This window comes from Paracoccus sp. MKU1 (assembly GCF_001447385.1).
In the GTDB taxonomy this organism is placed as follows: Bacteria; Pseudomonadota; Alphaproteobacteria; order Rhodobacterales; family Rhodobacteraceae; genus Paracoccus.
In genome coordinates this window covers 63,444-80,788 of sequence record NZ_LLWQ01000141.1, presented here as the reverse complement: position 1 = coordinate 80,788, position 17,345 = coordinate 63,444, and the positions used below count along the sequence as shown (strand labels likewise).

The window sequence follows — 17,345 nt, the reverse complement described above, 5'->3', positions numbered from 1 at the left end:
ATCATAACTTATTGATCTTAAAGTAACCTATACTTTTCGTCAGTGTCCAATTTCGTTCTAGTTTTATTAAAATGCCCGGCTATACTGCCGGAGTAGTGATTAGGACGGGTTTTCAAATGCGGCACAGCACGGATTTCGATATCGAGACAATCGACGCGGTGCTGCAAACAGCTCCCAACGGAAACGCCAGCAAGCCCATCGGAGTCCGATCCTTTTACGCCCGCTTTATCAAGCGCCCCTTGGATGTCATGGCCGTGCTGCTGGTCGCGCCGATCGCGCTGTCCCTGGTGTTGATCCTGGCGCTGGTCATCTACTGGCACGGCGAGAAGCCCTTCTACACCCAGATGCGGGTCGGGCGTTCCGGCCGCGGCTTCCGGCTGTGGAAACTGCGCACCATGGTCGAGAATGCCGACAAGCGGCTGGCGGAATATCTGGCCGCCAACCCCGAGGCCAAGGCGGAATGGGATCTGACGCAGAAGCTGAAAAACGACCCGCGGATCACCTCGACCGGGCACTTCCTGCGCAAGACCTCGCTGGACGAACTGCCGCAGCTGTGGAACGTGCTGCGCGGCGACATGAGCCTCGTCGGTCCGCGGCCGATGATGATCGAGCAGGCGCCGCTTTATCCGGGAGCGGATTATTACCATCTGCGGCCCGGCGTGACTGGCCCGTGGCAGATCTCGGATCGCAACGACAGCACCTTCGCGGCCCGCGCCACTTTCGACGCCCACTATGCGGCCGGGCTGAGCCTCAAGGGCGATATCGCCATCCTCGCCAAGACGGTCGGGGTGGTGTTGCGCTGCACCGGCTACTGAACGGCGCTGCCGCGTTCGGCCCGCATCTCATGCCGCTCGATACATTTGAAGCGCCGCCATGCAACGAAAAGCGTGGCGGCCGTTCCACTGACGACATAGATCAGCAGCGCAACCCAGAACGACAGATCGAAGACAGCAAACCCGATCAGCGCGCTGGCCAACGCAACTGCGACACCAATGGTCAGGATGCCAGACAGAGGCTTTCTCCCCAAATGCACACGCTCTTAGATCAATAGTGCCAAAGAAACCCGGAATCGCTAGACAAACTTTAGTGCTGCATACGGTCATACTTCATATTCGCTCATTGTTAAGCAAAAATAGGCGCCAACCAGCCGACGGGACCCGGCAAGATCGCGGCGCCTCAAGTTTTTTCTTCCTTGATAGGGGAGCGCCGCCTTGCGAATCGGCTATTTAATCAATACATATCCTCGCCCCTCACACAGCTTCATCCGGCGTGAGATCGCGGCGCTTGAGCGTGAAGGCTTCGAAATCCACCGATTCGCCATGCGCGGGGATCCGGACGCGCTGACCGATCCCGCGGATCTGTCCGAACATGCTCGCACCGAACGGGTGCTCGAGGCGGGGGCCAAGCGGCTTCTGGCCGATCTCGCCCGTCAGGCCATTGCGAGACCTGCACAATTCGCCGCCGCCCTGGGGCTGGCGCGCCGCCGGGCGCATGCCGGCGAATCCGGCCTGGCCCGGCAGATGATCTATCTGGCCGAGGGCGCGCGCGTCGCCGCCCGGGCCCGGGCGCTGGGGCTTGCGCATATCCACGCGCATTTCGGCACCAACTCGGCCCGGGTCGCGGCCTATTCGCGCCTGCTCGGCGGCCCGCGTTTCAGCTTCACCGTGCACGGACCAGAGGAATTCGACAATATCCGGGCGCTGGATCTGGGTGGCAAGCTGGCCCTGGCCGAATTCTGCGTCACCGTCAGCAGCTATGGCCGCTCGCAAATGTGCCGCTGGGCGGCGGCCGGGGATTGGGAAAAGGTCCGGGTCGTGCATTGCGGGCTGGACCTGGGCCGCTGGGCCGAGCCGTCCCCCCTGCCCCCCGCTCCCTTTCACATGGTCGCCGTCGGCCGTTTCGCCGAGCAGAAGGGTTTCGGCCTCCTGATCCGCGCCTTCGCCCTGGCTTGGCGTCGCAACCCCGAACTGCGCCTGTCGCTGGTCGGCGACGGCGAGTTGCGGCCGCAGATCGAAGCCCTGATCGGTGCCCAGGGCATGGGTGCGGCCGTCCGCCTGCTGGGCTGGCAGGATGAGGCCGGCGTGCGCGCCGCCCTGGACGCTGCCCATGCGCTGGTCACACCCAGTTTCGCCGAGGGCCTGCCGGTGGTCATCATGGAGGCCATGGCCTGCGCCCGCCCGGTGATCGCCACCTATATCGCCGGCATCCCCGAACTGGTCCGCCCCGGGCAAGAGGGCTGGCTGGTCCCGGCCGGCGATGCCGAAGCCTTGGCCGAGACGATGCTGCAAGCCGCCGAAGCCGCGCCCGAGACATTGGCTGCCATGGGCGCCATGGCCCGCACCCGCGTGATCGCGCGCCACGACATCGGCAAATCCGCCCGGCGGCTCGCGGCGCTGTTCAGCCGCGCCACAGGCTGACCGCCAGCCAATAACCCGCCGCCTGCCCCCAGCGCCCGCCGATCAAGCGGTCGCCCATGCAGGCGCGGAACCGCTGGGGACCGATCACCGCCGGCACCTCGCGGAAATCCAGCATCCGCCCGGTCAGCGGGTATTGTGCCTTGAACATCGCCTCCTTGGCGCAAAAGGCCAGCAAGGGATGAGCGGGACCATCCAGCCGGAAGGGCATGATCGTCTCGGCCAGCCCCTCGGGGACGCCACGGTCGCAGGGCTCCAGATCGACCCCGACGCTCGCTCCGCCCGGCGGCGCGGCGATGGCGATGCAGTAATCGCCGCCATGCGACAGGCTGGCGCGGATGCCCGGCGGCAGGTCGGGCTGACGGTCGGGTCGGGCCGGGATGGGCCGCACCGCCGGCAGATCATGCCCGGCCCGCCGGATCGCCACCCGCAGCGCCATGCGGCCCAGGGCGAACTCGCGCCGCCGTTTCGGGACGGCGCGGGTGATGGCTTCGGCCTCCTCGGGCAAAAGCGGCTCGGGCTCGGCCGTCAGCGGCAGCACCGCGCAGCCATAGCCCACGGGCAATAGGCGCCGCGCCAGCGCATCGAGCGCTTGGGCGCCGCTCACCGCCCGCCGCGCAATTGCGCCCGCAAGGCCCGGCGCCGGGCCATGGCATCGTCTCCGGCCCCGACCAGTTCGGGCTCCGGGCGCACTGGTGCCACCGGCGCGGGCGCGGCAGTCGGTGCCGCCGGGGCGGCATCGTGCGCCGGCGCCAGCGAGGCGACATGCTTCAGGAAATCCACCATGACCGGGAAGCGGAAGATATCCGTCACCCCCAGCCGCGGCAGCGCCAGCCGGTCGCGCATGGTCCGGTGCAACTGGATCGCCAGCAGCGAATGCCCGCCAAGCGCGAAGAAGTTGTCGCGCGGGCCGATCTGCTCGACACCCAGCACTTCGGACCACAGCGTCTGCACCGCCAGCGCCAGGTCCTCGGTCGGCGCGGCGCCCGAAGCGGCGGTGGCGGCCTCGATGGCCGCGGCCGGCGCCGCCACCGCCGGAGCGGATGCAACGGCCCCCGGCACCGGCAGATGCTTGCGGTCGATCTTGCGGTTCGGGGTCAGCGGCATCTTCTCCAGCCGCACGATCCGCCCCGGCACCATATGCGCCGGCAGATGCGCCAGCAGCGCCTCGCGCAGCGCCTTTTCGCACAGATCGCCCGCACCGGTGACATAGGCCACCAGCCGCCTGTCGCCGGGCGTATCCTCGCGCACCAAGGCCACCGCCTCGCGCACGCCGGGCTGGGCGGCCAGCTGCGCCTCGATCTCGCCCAGTTCGATGCGGAAGCCGCGCAGCTTCACCTGGTGGTCGGCCCGGCCGATATAGTCCAGCCCGCCATCCTCGCGCCAGCGCACCAGGTCGCCGGTGCGATACATGCGCGCGCCCCAGGGCGCACCGCGATCCGCGGGCACGAAAGGATCGGGGCGGAAGGCCGCCGCCGTCAGGTCCTCGCGCCGCCAATAGCCGCGGGCGACGCCATGGCCGCCGATCCACAGCTCGCCCGGCGCGCCGGGGGGCACCGGCACGCCGTCCCCGTCCAGCACATAGACCTGAGTATTGGCGATCGGCCGGCCCAGCGTCACCTCGGCGGCATCGGTCAGATCGGCCACCGTGGACCAGATCGTCGTCTCGGTCGGGCCATACATGTTCAGCACCCGCGCCCGTGTCGCCGTCCTGATCTCGGAGAGCAGCGAGGGCGGCAGCGCCTCGCCGCCGACCATCACGCATTTCAGACCGGCCATCGCCGCCGCGACCTGCGGGTCCGAGACCAGGATGCGCGCCATGCTGGGGGTGCATTGCAGATGCGTCACCTTCCAGCGCCGAAGCTGCGCCGCGATCGAGAAATCGCCATCCTCGGGCTCGGCGCCATGCGGATTCACCTCGGCCCGCAGCCGCGCCAGCAGCGGGAAGCCGGCCATGACCTGCTCGGGCGCGATGCCATAGTCGATCAGGCAGGCGATCTCGCCCACGCCGATGGTCTTCAGATGTTCGACCCGGGCGATGCCGTCCTGAAGCGAACCGAACAGGCCCGAATCCTCGAAATAGCGCAGGAAGGCGAACTCCAGGATGCCGTCCAGCTCTTCCTCGGACAAGGTGCCGAGATCGATGGCCATCGGGTTGGTCATGCCCGCCGGGCGACGGAAGGCCGGGAAATCCCAGGCATATTGCTTGACCAGCGCCGCGGCGCTGCGCAGGTAGTTCTTCATCGGCTCGCGGGCGATCTCGCGCGCCGTCTCGCGATCCTCGGCCAGACAGGTGTGCAGCATCAGCGTGACGGTGAAGCGCGCCGGGTCATGGCCGGCCTCGCGCAGCGCGGCGTGGTAATCCTTGATGCGGCTTTCCACCGTGTCGATGCTCTGGCCCAGCAGGTGGGTCAGCACGTTCATGCCCAGCCGCCCGGCCTCGACCCACGTCTCGGGATTGCCGGCGACGGTCATCCACAGCGGCAGGTCCTTCTGCACCGGGCGCGGCTGCGTCACCACGCCGAACAGGCTGCCGTCCTTGCGCGGGAATTCCACCGCCTCGCCGCGCCACAGCCGGCGCAACTGGTCCACGCCCTGGGCCAGCGCGGTCTTGTTGTTCGGCGGCGCGTTTTCCGGGCGCAGCACGAAATCGTCCGGCTGCCAGCCCGAGGCGATGGCCAGCCCCGCCCGGCCCGAGGTCAGGTTGTCGATCACCGCCCATTCCTCGGCCACCCGCGCGGGATGATGCAGCGGCAGCACGCAGCTGCCGGCGCGGACCGAGATGTTCTTCGTCACCGCCGCCACCGCCGCGCCCGAAACGGCCGGGTTCGGATAGGGGCCGCCGAAGGCATGGAAATGCCGCTCGGGCGTATAGACCGCGACGAAGCCGTTCTGGTCGGCAAAGCGCGCGCCTTCCAGCAGCAGCTGGTATTTCTTCGGGCCGGGGCCGTCGTCATTGCCCCAGTAGAACAGGCTGAAATCCATGCCGCCCGAAACCTCGCGCCGCGGCTGCGCGGGCGCCGAGGACACCGCAAGCCGCGATTCCTCGCCCGCGATCACCAGTTTCAGCCCCCGCGCCAGCGACCAGAAGATCTCCAGCACCGAGATGTCGAACGAAAGGCTTGTCACCGCCAGCCAGGTATCGCCCTCGGCATGAGGGATCGCCGCATCCATGCCGGCGAAGAAATTCGCCACGTTGCGATGCTCGACCATCACGCCCTTGGGCCGCCCGGTCGAGCCCGAGGTGTAGATCAGATAGGCTAGGTTTTCCGGCCCGGCATGGTTGACCGGCGCCGCCACCATGCCATGCGGCAGGTCGGTCGGGATGGTCACCACCTGCGCGCCATGTGCAGGCAGCCGGTCGGCAAGCCCATCCTGCACCAGCACCACCTTGGCGCCCGAATCCTCGATGTAAAGCTCGATGCGGTCGGCGGGGTAATCCGGGTCCAGCGGCACATAGGCGCCGCCAGCCTTCCAGATCGCCAGCGCGCCGATCACCAGCTCGGGCGAGCGTTTCGCGAACAGCCCGACCGGCTGGTCCGGACCGACGCCAAGCTGCGCCAGCTTTGCCGCCAGCGCATTCGCGGCACGGTCGAGCTGGCCGCGGGTCAGCGTGCGATCCTCGAAGGCCAGCGCCACGGCATCCGGATCGGCCGCCGCCATTTCGGAGATCAACTCGTGGATGCAGGCCAGCCGCACGTCCACCTGCGTGGCGTTGCGGGCGACCAGCAATTCCTCGCGCTCCCCCGCGTCCATCAGCGGGATGTCGCGCAGCGCCGTCGTGCCGGGCAGCGCCAGGCCCGCGTCCAGCGCCCGGGCCAACCGCTGCGCCTGTGCGGGCGTGACGCGGGCCGGGTCGTGGTCCAGCCAGGCGCCGTTTTCGGACAGGGTCACGGTCAGCGCCGCGCCCTTGACCGGGCCGCGGGCATCGAGGCTGATCGCCAGGTCCGGCAGCGCCATGTCACGCAGCTCGGGCGCGCGGTGCAGCAGGTCGGCCATGAAAAAGCCGCGCTTCGCCTGATCGGCGATCTGCGCCGCCAGCGCCTGTCCCAGATCGGCCAGGGTCCGGTCGCCCGGCGCCTCGACGGCCAGGGGCTGCCAGTCGGCGACGATCCCCGCCGCCTCGGGCTGGCCCTGCGGCCGCAGCGCCAAATCGCATTCCGTCTGCCCGGCCAGCCGCGCCAGCAGCGCGGCGGCCAGCGCGATCCGTTCCGCCGAGGCGCCGGGCAACAGCGGCACGCGCTGGCTGGCACCCGAGCCCTCGCCCGGCAGCACCGCCGGGTTCATCCGCGCCAGCCGCGCCCGCCAGAAGCCGTCATGCTTGGCGGCCTGCGCAGCCAGATCGGTCAGGCGGGTGCGCTCCTCGGCGGTAAGCGCCGGGATCACCGTGCCGACCGGAGGCAGTTCGCCGCGGAAGATCAGCCGGATCGCCGCATCCGCGGCGGCGACGGTGGCGATATCGCCATGATGGGCCAACACGGTGCCCGGCGCGGCGCTGGCCGGCTCGGTCCCGGCCGAGGCGGTCACCGCCAGCACCCGGCCGTCGGCCAGCCGGACCTTGGCCTCGGCCAAGGGGTTCCAGTAACCGCCATGGTCGAGCCCGCGCACCAGCGCGCAGATGCGCCCGGCGGGCTGGGCGAAGTCGATAACGCCCGCGGCCTCGGGGCGCTTGTCGCGGCCGACATAGCTGCGGCTCGCCAGGTCCTGCTTCTGGCGCTGCGGGCCGGCACCCTCAAGCTGCGCCACCACATCGGCAAAGCTCTCGGCTCCCCGCGCGAAGCAGCGGGCATTCAAGGTCAGCGCAGTATCGTCGGGGCGGATCTCGAACAGGGTCTGGGTGAGGATGTCGCCCTCGTCCACGCCGCCTTCGATCATGTGCCAGGTGACGCCGTGCTGCGCCTCGCCGCCGATGATCGCCCAGACCGGAGCGTTCAGCCCCGCCAGCCGCGGCAGCGGCCCGTCGTGGAAGTTGATCGCGCCCAGCCGGCCGCGCGCCAGCATCTCGGGGCGCAGGATCGACAGGTTGGCGACGCTGAACAGCCAGTCGGCCACCGGCGCATCGGCGGGCAGCGGTGCGTCCTGATCCTCGACCGCCAGCCCGGCGCCCTGCGCCCAATCGCGCAGGTCGGGATTGCGCGTCACCACCGCATGGATGCGATGCCCGCGCGCCAGCAGCGTCTCGGCCGCGTGGCGCATCAGAGATTCGTTACCCACCAGAATCGCGGAAAATTGCGTCATGGCTTACCCTTTTCAACATGAACGGGCTTTGGTTGTGAACGGAAGGCGTGGCGCGTCAGATGCGCCAGATGGCCCGGCGGCCCGTCCGGCTTGCGCCCCGACAGAAGGCAGCGCAGGCGAAACAGGCCCGCGCCCCCCAGATGCGCGACCGTGGCCCAAAGCGCGCCCAGACGCCCATGATGTTTCTCGAAATAGCGGCGCCGGGAATCGTACCAGTAATCCGGCGCGCGCTTCCATTCCTTCATGCCGGTGCTGACCGAACCGATATGCAGCACCAGGCTTTCGACGACGTAATGGGTCTGCCAGCCCGCCAGCGCGGCGCGGCGGCAGAGATCGGTCTCCTCGTAATAGAGGAAGAAGCCCTCGTCGAAGAGACCGATTCGATCCAAAGCGTCCATGCGGATCATCATCGACGCCCCGGCCGACCAGTCCACGCGACCCGATGTCTCGGGTTGCGGCAGCGAGACGACCTTGCGCCGCAGCAGCCGCGAGATCGGCCCGGTGCGGCATTCCGATTCGAACTCGCCAAGCGCGGTGGGAAAGCGGAAGGCGGTGCTGTGCGGCACGTCGTCGGTGCCGCGCAGGCGCGAGCAGGCGATCCCGGCCTGCGGATGCGCGCCCAGATAATCGACCAGCGCCCGGATCGCGCCGGGCTGCGGAAGCGCGTCGGAATTCAGCAGATAGACCAGGTCGGCGCGGCGCCCGTCCGGCAGGCCCTGGCGGATGCCATGGTTGTTGCCGGCGCCGAAACCGCCGTTCCAGCCCGATTGCACCACGGCGACCCGATCCGCAGGCCAGCCGCGCGCCCGCACCCCGGCCTGCATCGCCTCGTAGCTGCCATCGCCGGAATCGTTGTCCACGATGGTCAGCCCGCCGTCGATGCCCTGCATTTCGCGCAATGCGGCTTCGGCGGCCTGCAAGGACATCTCTGGCGTGCGCCAGTTGAGCACGATGACATGCACGCTGGCCGGGGTTGGGTTCTGGGCCATGGTCACTCCGCCGCCTTGATCCCGGCCGGGGCGTCCATCTCGGCATCGGCCTCGCGCAGGATTTCGCGCAGGACCGAGGACAGGCGGCGCACATTCGGCTCCAGCACCATCGAGTCGTGGTCGCCCGGCACCTCGATCACCCGCAGGTTGGGCATCCAGGGCGTCCAGCCATTGTCCTCGACCACATAGTCGCGGCCGGAATTGATCCAGCGCCCGCCGGTCACCTTCCAGCGTTTGTCGAGCGGCGGCCGGAACATCGCCACCGGCCCGTCCCAGACCGAAAGCTGCAAGCCGGGCAACGCCGCCAGGAAGGCCGCCTCGATGGCCAGGTCGTGGAAGGCGCCGGTCGCCTCGGCGCCGACCTCGGCCTCGACCGCCTTGGCCTTGCTGCGGCGCTGGAACTCATAGGCGACGCGGTCGCGCAGCCATTTCCAGACGAAGCCCGGCCCGCCCTCGCGCAGCTCGCCCAGGCGGATCGCCAGCCGGTCCTTGCGGCTGACCGGCTCGCGCTCGGGCAAGGGCGTGTCGAGCATGACCAGCATCGCCACCTCCTCGCCCGCCGCGCGCAGTTGCCGCGCCATCTCATAGGCGGTCAGCCCGCCGCCCGAGAAACCGCCGATCAGATAGGGGCCGGTCGGCTGCACCTGGCGCAGTTCCTCGATATAGTCGCGGGCGGCCTCGGCGAAATCCTCGTGCGGCTTGTCGTCGCCCAGGAGGCCGCGCGCCTGGATGCCCCAGAAACGGCGGTCCGGCCCCAGCCGCTGCGCCAGCTGGCGCAGGTTCATGATATTGCCGAACATGCCGGCGACCATGAAGAAGGGCGTGCCCTCGCCCCGCCCACCCATATCGACAAGGAAGCGGAAGCGCGGCCGGGCCGAGACCGGCAGCTCGCGCACGTTGTCGGGCGAGACCAGCTCGCGCGGGCCGGTGCGTTCCTCGACCAGCGCGGCCAGCTGCGCGATGGTCGGCGCCTCGAACAGGGTCGAGATGGGCAGGTCAACACCGAATGTCTTGCGCAATTGCCCGAACATGCGCACGGCGATCAGCGAATGGCCGCCAAGGTCGAAGAAGCTGTCGGCGGCGCCGACCTGAGCAATGCCCAAGAGTTGGGACCAGATCGCCGCCAACTCGGTCTGGATGCCCGGCGCCGGCGCGACGAAATCGCTGTCGAGGTCGGGACGCTCGAAGCCGCCCTCGGCGGGCGCGGCATCCTCGGTCACGCCGGCCTCGGCGATCAGCGCCGGCAGCGCCAGGGACGAGACATAGACCTGCGCCAGCCCGGTCGAAATGGCGCGGCTCAGCATGGCGGGGCCGATGGCGGCCGGGATGCCCTGGCTGATGTTGTGATGCAAGCGCCGCTCGGCCGGGGACAGGCTGCGCGCCGGCTGCACGCGCGCTTGTGGCATGGCGGAAATCGCGGCCGCCAGCTTGCGCAGCGCAAAGCCGCGGATCTCGGCGCAGACCGTGCCGTCCGGCGCCGCAAGCGTGATGTCGAACTGCGCCATGCCCTGCGCGTCGCTGTTTTCGCCGGCGTTGCGGATGCGGCTGATCACCTGCGCCGGCAAGGGCGCGTAAAGCCGGATCGCACGATAGCCCATCGGCACCCAGAGGTTGCCGGGCGTCCAGCCCTTGATCAATTCCATCGCCCAGCCGGTGGCGATGTCCAGAAGCGCCGGATGCGTCAGCCATTCCCCGGCCTCGGCGGCGTATTCCGGCGGCAGCGACAGTTCCGCCACCCCCTCGTCACCGGCGAGGCGATAGCGGCGCAGCACCTGCCAGCGCGGACCGAAAGCCATCTGGCCTTCCTGCGCCGAAGGGAGTGCCACGCCCTGCCCGTCCCGGTCCCAGCCGCCGGCGGTTTGCAGCGCCTCGGGCGCGGCCTCATGCAGACCGGCCACCAGCGCCGAGACGTTCGGCTCGCCCTGCGGGTCGTCGAGGATCTCGATGCGCATGGCATCGCCCTCGGGCAGGACCCGGGTGCTGACCAGCGCGGTATCCGAGACCAGCACCGGGCGGCGGAATTCCAGGTCGCGGATCACCAGCGGCAGGGCCAGCCCGCATTCCAGCGCGGCTTCCGAGATCAGCTCGATCCAGCCGGTTCCGGGCATCAGCGCCTGGCCGCTGGCGGTCTTGTGGCCGCCGATGATCCAGTCCTGCATCTTCAGCGCGGTGCGGAACTCGCGCCCGCCCGGCATGGGCAGGCTTTCGTCCAGCAGCGGCCGGCCCTGCGGCACGGCGACGGCCGAGGCGGTGTCCAGCCCCATGGCCCGCGCCGCCATGCCGGCATCGGCCCAGACGCCCCAGTTGACCGCGACCACCCGGCCCAGCGCCTGCGGCGCCGAGCGCGCCACCGCGTTCAGATATTCGTTGGCGGCGACGTAATCCGCCTGCCCCGCCGGCGCGATCACCGAGGAGGTCGAGGAGAACAGCACCGTCAGCTTGGCGGGATTTTCCGCTAACGCCTCGATCAGCGCGCAGGTGCCCAGCAGCTTCGGCGCCAGCACATCCCAGGCGTCATCGTCGGTCTTGGCGGCGATCAGGCTGTCGCGGATCACGCCCGCCGCGTGCAGCACCACCTCGAGGCTGCCGAAGCGCGCCTTGGTCTCGGCCACGGCGCGGGCCATGTCCTCGGGGCTGGTCACGTCGGCGCGGATCGCCAGCACCTCGGCGCCCAGCGATTCCAACTGCCGAACCGAGGCCGTGACGGCCGGCGAATCCACCCGGCCGCGCGTGGTCAGCGCCAGTTTCGCGCCGCCGCGCTGCGCCAGTTCACGGGCGATGGCCTGACCAATACCGCCGAAGCCGCCGGTGATCAGGCAGGCGGCGCTCTGCGGGATGGCGGCCATGCCGTCATCGGCCAGCAGAACCTTCTCAAGGCTTTGCTCAAAGCGGCGCCCGTCGCGCCATGCGGCGACGGCGGCGCCCGAGGGGGCCAGCGCCTCCTCCAGCAGGTTGGCGGCCAGCGCGTCCAGGCCCCCCTTGGCCGGCAGGCGGATGTCCACCAGACGGGCCGAGACATTCGCCATCTCGTGCGGCATGACGCGGATCGGGCCGGCGGCGGTGGCCTTTTCCGGCACCGGCGCGGGTTCGTCCGCCACGCGCAGCGCGTCGTTGCAGACCGCGATCAGCTCCAGCTTCGCATCCGGCAGTTCGGCGCCGATGGCCTGCGCCAGATGCAAAAGGCCGAAGAAGCCGCGTTCCAGCTGGCTGTTGAGCAGGCTGGAGCCGGGGCGGAACTTCGCCCCCTGCGTCACCGACCAGAGATGCAGGATGCGGTCGGGCACCATCTCCTGCCCGGCCAGTGCGGCCAGCAGCATCTCATAGCCCTCGCGGTCGGATTCGACCGGCAGCAGGAAGCGACCGTCGCCCCTGTCGGCGAAGGTGTCGCCCACCTCGACCACCGCGACGCGCTGGCCGCGGGCCCGCAGCCCCTCGGTGACGCGCTCGGCAAGGCCCAGATCGTCGGCAAAGACCAGCCAGTTCTGCACGCCCTGCACCACCGCCCCCTGCGGCCCGATCTCGATCGCCGGCGATGCCAGCTTCCACGCCGGACGCCAGCCCCATTCCGCCGGCTCCTCGATCCGGGTCAGTTCCTCGGCGGCCTCCGTCGCGGCATGGGCGGCGCGCTCGATGAAATAACGCTTGCGCTGAAAGGCATAGCCCGGCAGCGACAGGCGCCGGCGCCGTGCGCCGCCCCAGACCTGATCCCAGTCGATCTGGCCGCCGCAGGCCCAGAACCGCGCCAGCGCAGCCATGAAATAGCTGTCGTCGCCGGTGGCGTGGTCGCGATGGCGCAGGGTCGAGATCACCTGGTTCGCGGCGACCGCCGGATGCGCCTTGGTCATGGCCTGCATGGCCCGGCCCGGCCCGACCTCGACGAACACCCGCCCCGGCACCTGCGCCAGATGCGCGATGCCGTCGGCAAAGCGCACGGTGCCGCGCAGATGCGCGACCCAATAGTCGGGGCTGGTCGCCTCGGCCACGGTCAGCACCTGGCCCGAACGGTTCGAGATGATCGGGATCCGCGGCGCGTTCAGCGGGATGGAGGCGAGATAGGCGCGGAACTCGGCCAGAATCCCGTCGAGCAGCCGCGAATGCGCGGCGATGGAGATGGCGATGCGCTGGCATTCCACCTCGCGCGCCGCCATGCGTTCAGCAAAGCGGTCCAGCGCCGCATCGGGTCCCGACACCACCGACAGACCCGGCCCGTTCACCGCCGCAAGGTCCAGCTCCAGCGCATCAAGCTCGGCGGCGAATTCCTCGGGCGCCAGCGGGACCGACAGCATGCCGCCCGCCGGCACCCGGTCGAACAGCAGCCCGCGCAGGCGCACAAGGCCGATGCAATCCTCGAAGCTCATCACGCCGGCGATGCAGGCGGCGGTATTCTCGCCCATCGAATGGCCGATCAGCGCGGCGGGCGTCACGCCCCAGCTGATCCACAGCTGCGCCAGTGCATATTCGGTGATCATCAGCAGCGGCAGTTGCAGCGAGGGCTGCAAGAGCCGCCGATCCGCCTCGGCCTCCTGTCCCGGTTCGGGCAGCCAGAGCGCGCGCAGGTCGGTGCCATGCGCCTGCGCCATGTGGTCGAGGCCGCGGTCCATCCATTCGCGGAACACCGGCTCGGTCTGGTAGAGCCCGCGCGCCATGCCGGCATATTGCGCGCCGCCGCCGGGCAGCATGAACACCGCCTCGGCCGGGTCGCCCACCGGCTGGTGGTCGAAGATCAGCAGCGGATCGGGCTCGGCCAGAAGCCGCGCCGCCTCGGCCGCCGTCTCGGCCACCAGCACGCGGCGGCGGTCGAACTGCCGCCGGCCCTGCGTCAGGGTAAAGGACAGGTCGGCCATGTCCACGCCGGGATTGGCCGACAGCCAGCCCGCCAGCGCGGCGCTGTTGGCGTCCAGCGCCGCCTTGCTGCGGCCCGAGACGGCGATGATGTGAAACGGCCAGTCGGATTCGCCCGAAGCCTCTGCCAGGGGCGGCTCTTGCACGATCACATGCGCATTGGTGCCGCCGACGCCCAGCGAGTTCACGCCGGCCCGGCGCGGCCCCGGCACCGGCCAGTCCGAGAGCCGGTCGTTGACCTGGAACGGCCCGCCCTCGAAGTCGATGGCGGGGTTGGGTTTCTCATAGCCCAGGCTGGCCGGGATCTTGCCGTGATGCACCGCCAGGGCCGACTTGATCAGCCCGGCGCTGCCCGCCGCCGTGTCCAGGTGGCCGATATTGGTCTTGACCGAGCCGATGCGGCACGGCCCCTGCCGCGCCCCTTCCGAGAGGCGCGCATAAGCCTGGTTCAGCGCCGCCACCTCGATCGGGTCGCCCAGCGCCGTGCCGGTGCCGTGGCATTCGACATAGCCGATGCTGTCCGAAGAAACCCCGGCCATCACCAGCGCCTCGGCCACCGCCTGCGCCTGCCCCTCGACGCTGGGGGCCAGGTAGCCCGCCTTGGCCGCGCCGTCATTGTTGATGGCCGAACCCTTGATGACGGCCCAGATATGGTCGCCATCGGCCAGCGCATCCTTGAGCCGCCGCAGCGCCACCACCGCCGCGCCGCTGCCGAAGACGGTGCCCTGCGCGCGATGGTCGAAGGCATGGCAATGGCCGTCGGGCGACAGGATCTCGTTCTCCTTGTAGAGATAGCCCAGGCCATGCGGCAGCTCGATGGTCACGCCGCCGGCCAGCGCCATGTCGCATTCGCCCGATTGCAGCGACTGGCAGGCCATGTGGATCGCCACCAGCGAGCTGGAACAGGCGGTCTGCACACTGATGCTGGGCCCCTTGAGGTCGAAGACATGGCTGACGCGGGTGGACAGGAAATCCTTGTCGTTGCCGGTATGGCGCAGCAGGAAATGCCCGACGCCATCCACCAGGTCGCGGTTCGAGCAGACGTTCCAGTAATAATAGCTGCCCATGCCGCAGCCGGCCCAGACGCCGATATTGCCGGCGAACCGCTCAGGCGGATGCGCGGCATCCTCCAGCGCGTGCCAGCAGGTTTCCAGGAACTTGCGGTGCTGCGGGTCCATGATCGCCGCTTCCTTGGGCGAAAGCCCGAAGAACTCGGCGTCGAATTCGTCGAACTGCTCCAGCACGGCGGCCGAGGGAACATAGTTCGGGTCCGACAGCCGCGCCCGGGACTCGCCCCTGGCGATCAGGTCGGCCTCGGGCACGCGGCGGATCGATTCGACCCCTCGGCACAGGTTGTCCCAGTATTCGGCGACCCCTGGGGCGCCGGGCAGCTGGGCTGCCATGCCGATGATAGCGATATCACTGTCTTCAACGGCGGTCTTGTCGAAGGCCATGCGGTGCCTCTTTCAACTCGTGCAATGCCCTTGTGGGCGGCAATGACTTAACAACTGGCGCGCGTATCCGGCATAGCGAATCCAGCGCTTTGGACCAACCTATAAAACCGTCCGCAGGCCTGCCTTTTTAGGCAGAATCCGCTCGGCCGCGGGCAAATCGGCCTGATCGGCGACGCCCTGCTGCAACCGGCGGGCATTGCCCAGCAGCGCCCCGGCAGTGAGCCAGGTCAGCGGTGTCATCGTCGCATTCGGGATCAGGTCCAGCATGTTCATCGCCAGCATCAGCGCGACCGCCCCCAGCACCACCATTTCCTTCTTGCGCGGCGGATGTCTGCCCCCCGGCATGGCCCGCAGCAGCGCGAAGATCGGCGTCAGAAGCAGCAGGAACTGCGCCAGATAGCCGAAGATGCCGCGCGCACCGACCAGAATCACCCATTGCCCGTCCGGGACCGAGGCCAGCCGGCCGCTATAGGGGTCGTAGAACAGCGGCCGCCCCCAGCCGCCCCAGCCGAAGACCGGCCGCTCCATCGCGCGTTCCAGCAGCGCCTCTTCGTTCATCAGGCGGAATTCGAGCGAGCGCCCCCGCTCGGGCGAGATCGACATGGCCAGGTTCACGATGCCTTGCAGCGGCATCCACGGGGTCGTGCGCAGCGTGGGATAGGAAAAGGCCACGGTGGCCACCACCGCCGCCGCCAGCACCATCATGCGCGGCCGCGCAAGGGCCACCAGCGGCGCCGCCATCAGCGCCTGCAACAGCGCGCCCGCCGATTTGCACAGGAAGACGATGCAACCCAGATAGACCGCGATCAGCAGGTTGCGCCGCGTCCGGTCGTTGCGCGCGATGGCGATGGCCGACAGGAAGGCGGTCATGGTCATCAGCGCCACCCACAGCGGATGTTCCAGAAAGACGATGGGCCGATAGCCGCCGTAGCGGATGGTCTGGATGAAATCGTGCTGGAAATAGCCATAGACCCAGACGTTGATCTGCGGGCTCAGCCGCAGCTCCATCAGCATGGGAATCGAATACCACAGCACGCCAAGCAGCAGGCAGCGGATCCAAAGCTCGGCACCCTTGGCGTTCCAGAGCAGCTTGTAGCCCATGAAGAACGGCAGGAGCAGCAGCGTCTGCACGATCAGGTCGGCGAAGCCCTGGCTGATCGACATGCCCGGCCGATAGGTCACGCCGTCGATCACCGGATCGGGATTGGTCACCGCCGTCATGATCGGCGACACGAAGTTCATCGCCAGAAGCAGCACCACCCAAATCCCCATGGGCGGCGGGGCCGGTTCGTCCCGCGCACGGTCCTTGGTGACGAAATAGACCATGACGGCCGCGGCCAGCGCCGGCACCATGTGCTTGTTCAAGCCGGGAAAGGCAGGCAAGTCGATCTCGACCAGCTGCGGCAGCAGCAGATAGCCGGCAAAGATCGACCAGATCAGCGCCCGCGCCCGCTCCATGCGCTGGAACAGCACCGCAACCACCACCGGCCAGGTCAACAGCGCCATGAAGGCCAGTATGGGCATGGCCCTGACTCCCGTCTCGCGGCAGGGCCGCCTTCTCGACCGACGGCCGGAAGCACGTTGCAATCCCGTCGCCACCAACACATCCTGCCGTCAATTCCGGCCGGACCCGAGGCGTATCATGCATTTCAGCTTTCCCGACGGCAATGCCGTCCGCATCAATTGTCGGGATTCTTCCGCGCTGCTTGCCGCGGTGCGGCAGCGGCTGGCCGAGGGGCGCGGCTTTGCCATCGCCACGATCAATGTGGATCACCTGCAAAGGCTGGGCGAGGACCCCCGTTTCCGCAGCGCCTATGCCGCGCATGACCTGGTCTGCGCCGACGGCAATCCCATCGTCTGGCTGTCGCGGATCGCCGGACGGCCGGTGGCGCTGGCGCCCGGCTCGGATCTGGTGCTGCCCTTGGCCGCCGAGGCGGCGCGGGCCGGCCTGCCGGTGGCGCTGATCGGCAGCAGCGACGAATCGCTGGCGCTGGCCGGCCGCAGCATGCAGGCCGCCGTGCCCGAGCTGCGGGTGGCGCTGACCCATGCGCCGGGCTTTCCCTTCGACCCGATGGGCGCGGAAGGGGCCGAGATCATCGGCCGCATCCGCGCCTCTGGCGCCCGGCTGTGCTTCCTGGCGCTTGGCGCCCCCCGGCAGGAGCTTTTCGCCATCCGCGCCCGCGATGCGCTTGGCGATGTCGGCTTCGCCTCGATCGGGGCCGGGCTCGACTTCCTGTCCGGGCACCAGCGCCGGGCGCCGCAATGGGTGCGCCGGATCAAGCTGGAATGGCTGTGGCGGATGCTGTCCAATCCGCGCCGGCTGTTCCTGCGTTACGCCAAGGGCTTCGCCGTCCTGCCTGGCCATCTGCGCCAGGCGCTGGCCATCCGCGGCGAAAACCGGAAATAGG

Annotated in this window: 9 protein-coding genes; 3 read left to right on the top strand and 6 right to left on the bottom strand. The window is 69.2% G+C overall.

Features of this window, described 5'->3' with window-relative positions:
- Window positions 1-116 precede the first annotated feature (116 nt).
- Window positions 117-815, top strand: coding sequence for a sugar transferase (locus AQY21_RS09440; RefSeq protein WP_058097420.1), 699 nt, complete (start codon window positions 117-119; stop codon window positions 813-815).
- On the opposite strand, the gene AQY21_RS09435 is transcribed toward AQY21_RS09440, so the two are convergent.
- Window positions 809-976: a hypothetical protein gene (locus AQY21_RS09435; protein ID WP_238986732.1), complete on the bottom strand. Its 168-nt coding sequence runs from the start codon at window positions 974-976 to the stop codon at window positions 809-811. The genes AQY21_RS09440 and AQY21_RS09435 overlap by 7 nt on opposite strands.
- A gap of 235 nt (window positions 977-1,211) precedes the next feature.
- Here AQY21_RS09435 and AQY21_RS09430 point away from each other — a divergent pair, with 235 nt between their 5' ends.
- Complete coding sequence (locus AQY21_RS09430) at window positions 1,212-2,417, top strand: glycosyltransferase (RefSeq protein WP_058097419.1); 1,206 nt, start codon at window positions 1,212-1,214, stop codon at window positions 2,415-2,417.
- Here AQY21_RS09430 and AQY21_RS09425 read toward each other — a convergent pair.
- The 5 genes from AQY21_RS09425 to AQY21_RS09405 all read right to left on the bottom strand — a co-directional run bounded on the left by AQY21_RS09425 (window position 2,398) and on the right by AQY21_RS09405 (window position 16,461).
- Window positions 2,398-3,021 (bottom strand): 4'-phosphopantetheinyl transferase, encoded by a 624-nt coding sequence (locus AQY21_RS09425; RefSeq protein ID WP_058097418.1) that lies wholly within the window; start codon window positions 3,019-3,021, stop codon window positions 2,398-2,400. The genes AQY21_RS09430 and AQY21_RS09425 overlap by 20 nt on opposite strands.
- Window positions 3,018-7,652 carry a MupA/Atu3671 family FMN-dependent luciferase-like monooxygenase gene (locus tag AQY21_RS09420; protein WP_058097417.1) on the bottom strand — a complete coding sequence of 1,545 codons (4,635 nt, stop codon included), beginning with the start codon at window positions 7,650-7,652 and terminating at the stop codon, window positions 3,018-3,020. Before AQY21_RS09420 ends, AQY21_RS09425 begins: the two co-directional genes overlap by 4 nt.
- Entirely contained in the window at window positions 7,649-8,641 is a 993-nt protein-coding gene (locus tag AQY21_RS09415) for a glycosyltransferase family 2 protein (protein WP_058097416.1), read from the bottom strand. The genes AQY21_RS09420 and AQY21_RS09415 overlap by 4 nt, the downstream gene beginning before the upstream one ends.
- A 2-nt stretch (window positions 8,642-8,643) precedes the next feature.
- Window positions 8,644-14,937, bottom strand: coding sequence for a type I polyketide synthase (locus tag AQY21_RS09410; protein ID WP_058097415.1), 6,294 nt, complete (start codon window positions 14,935-14,937; stop codon window positions 8,644-8,646).
- Between the two features lie 99 nt (window positions 14,938-15,036).
- The gene (locus tag AQY21_RS09405; protein ID WP_058097414.1) at window positions 15,037-16,461 is read right to left on the bottom strand and encodes a hypothetical protein; all 1,425 of its coding nucleotides are present in this window, start codon (window positions 16,459-16,461) and stop codon (window positions 15,037-15,039) included.
- A gap of 118 nt (window positions 16,462-16,579) precedes the next feature.
- On the opposite strand from AQY21_RS09405, the gene AQY21_RS09400 reads away from it, so the two are divergent.
- The gene (locus AQY21_RS09400; RefSeq protein ID WP_058097413.1) at window positions 16,580-17,344 is read left to right on the top strand and encodes a WecB/TagA/CpsF family glycosyltransferase; all 765 of its coding nucleotides are present in this window, start codon (window positions 16,580-16,582) and stop codon (window positions 17,342-17,344) included.
- Window position 17,345: the final 1 nt, after the last annotated feature.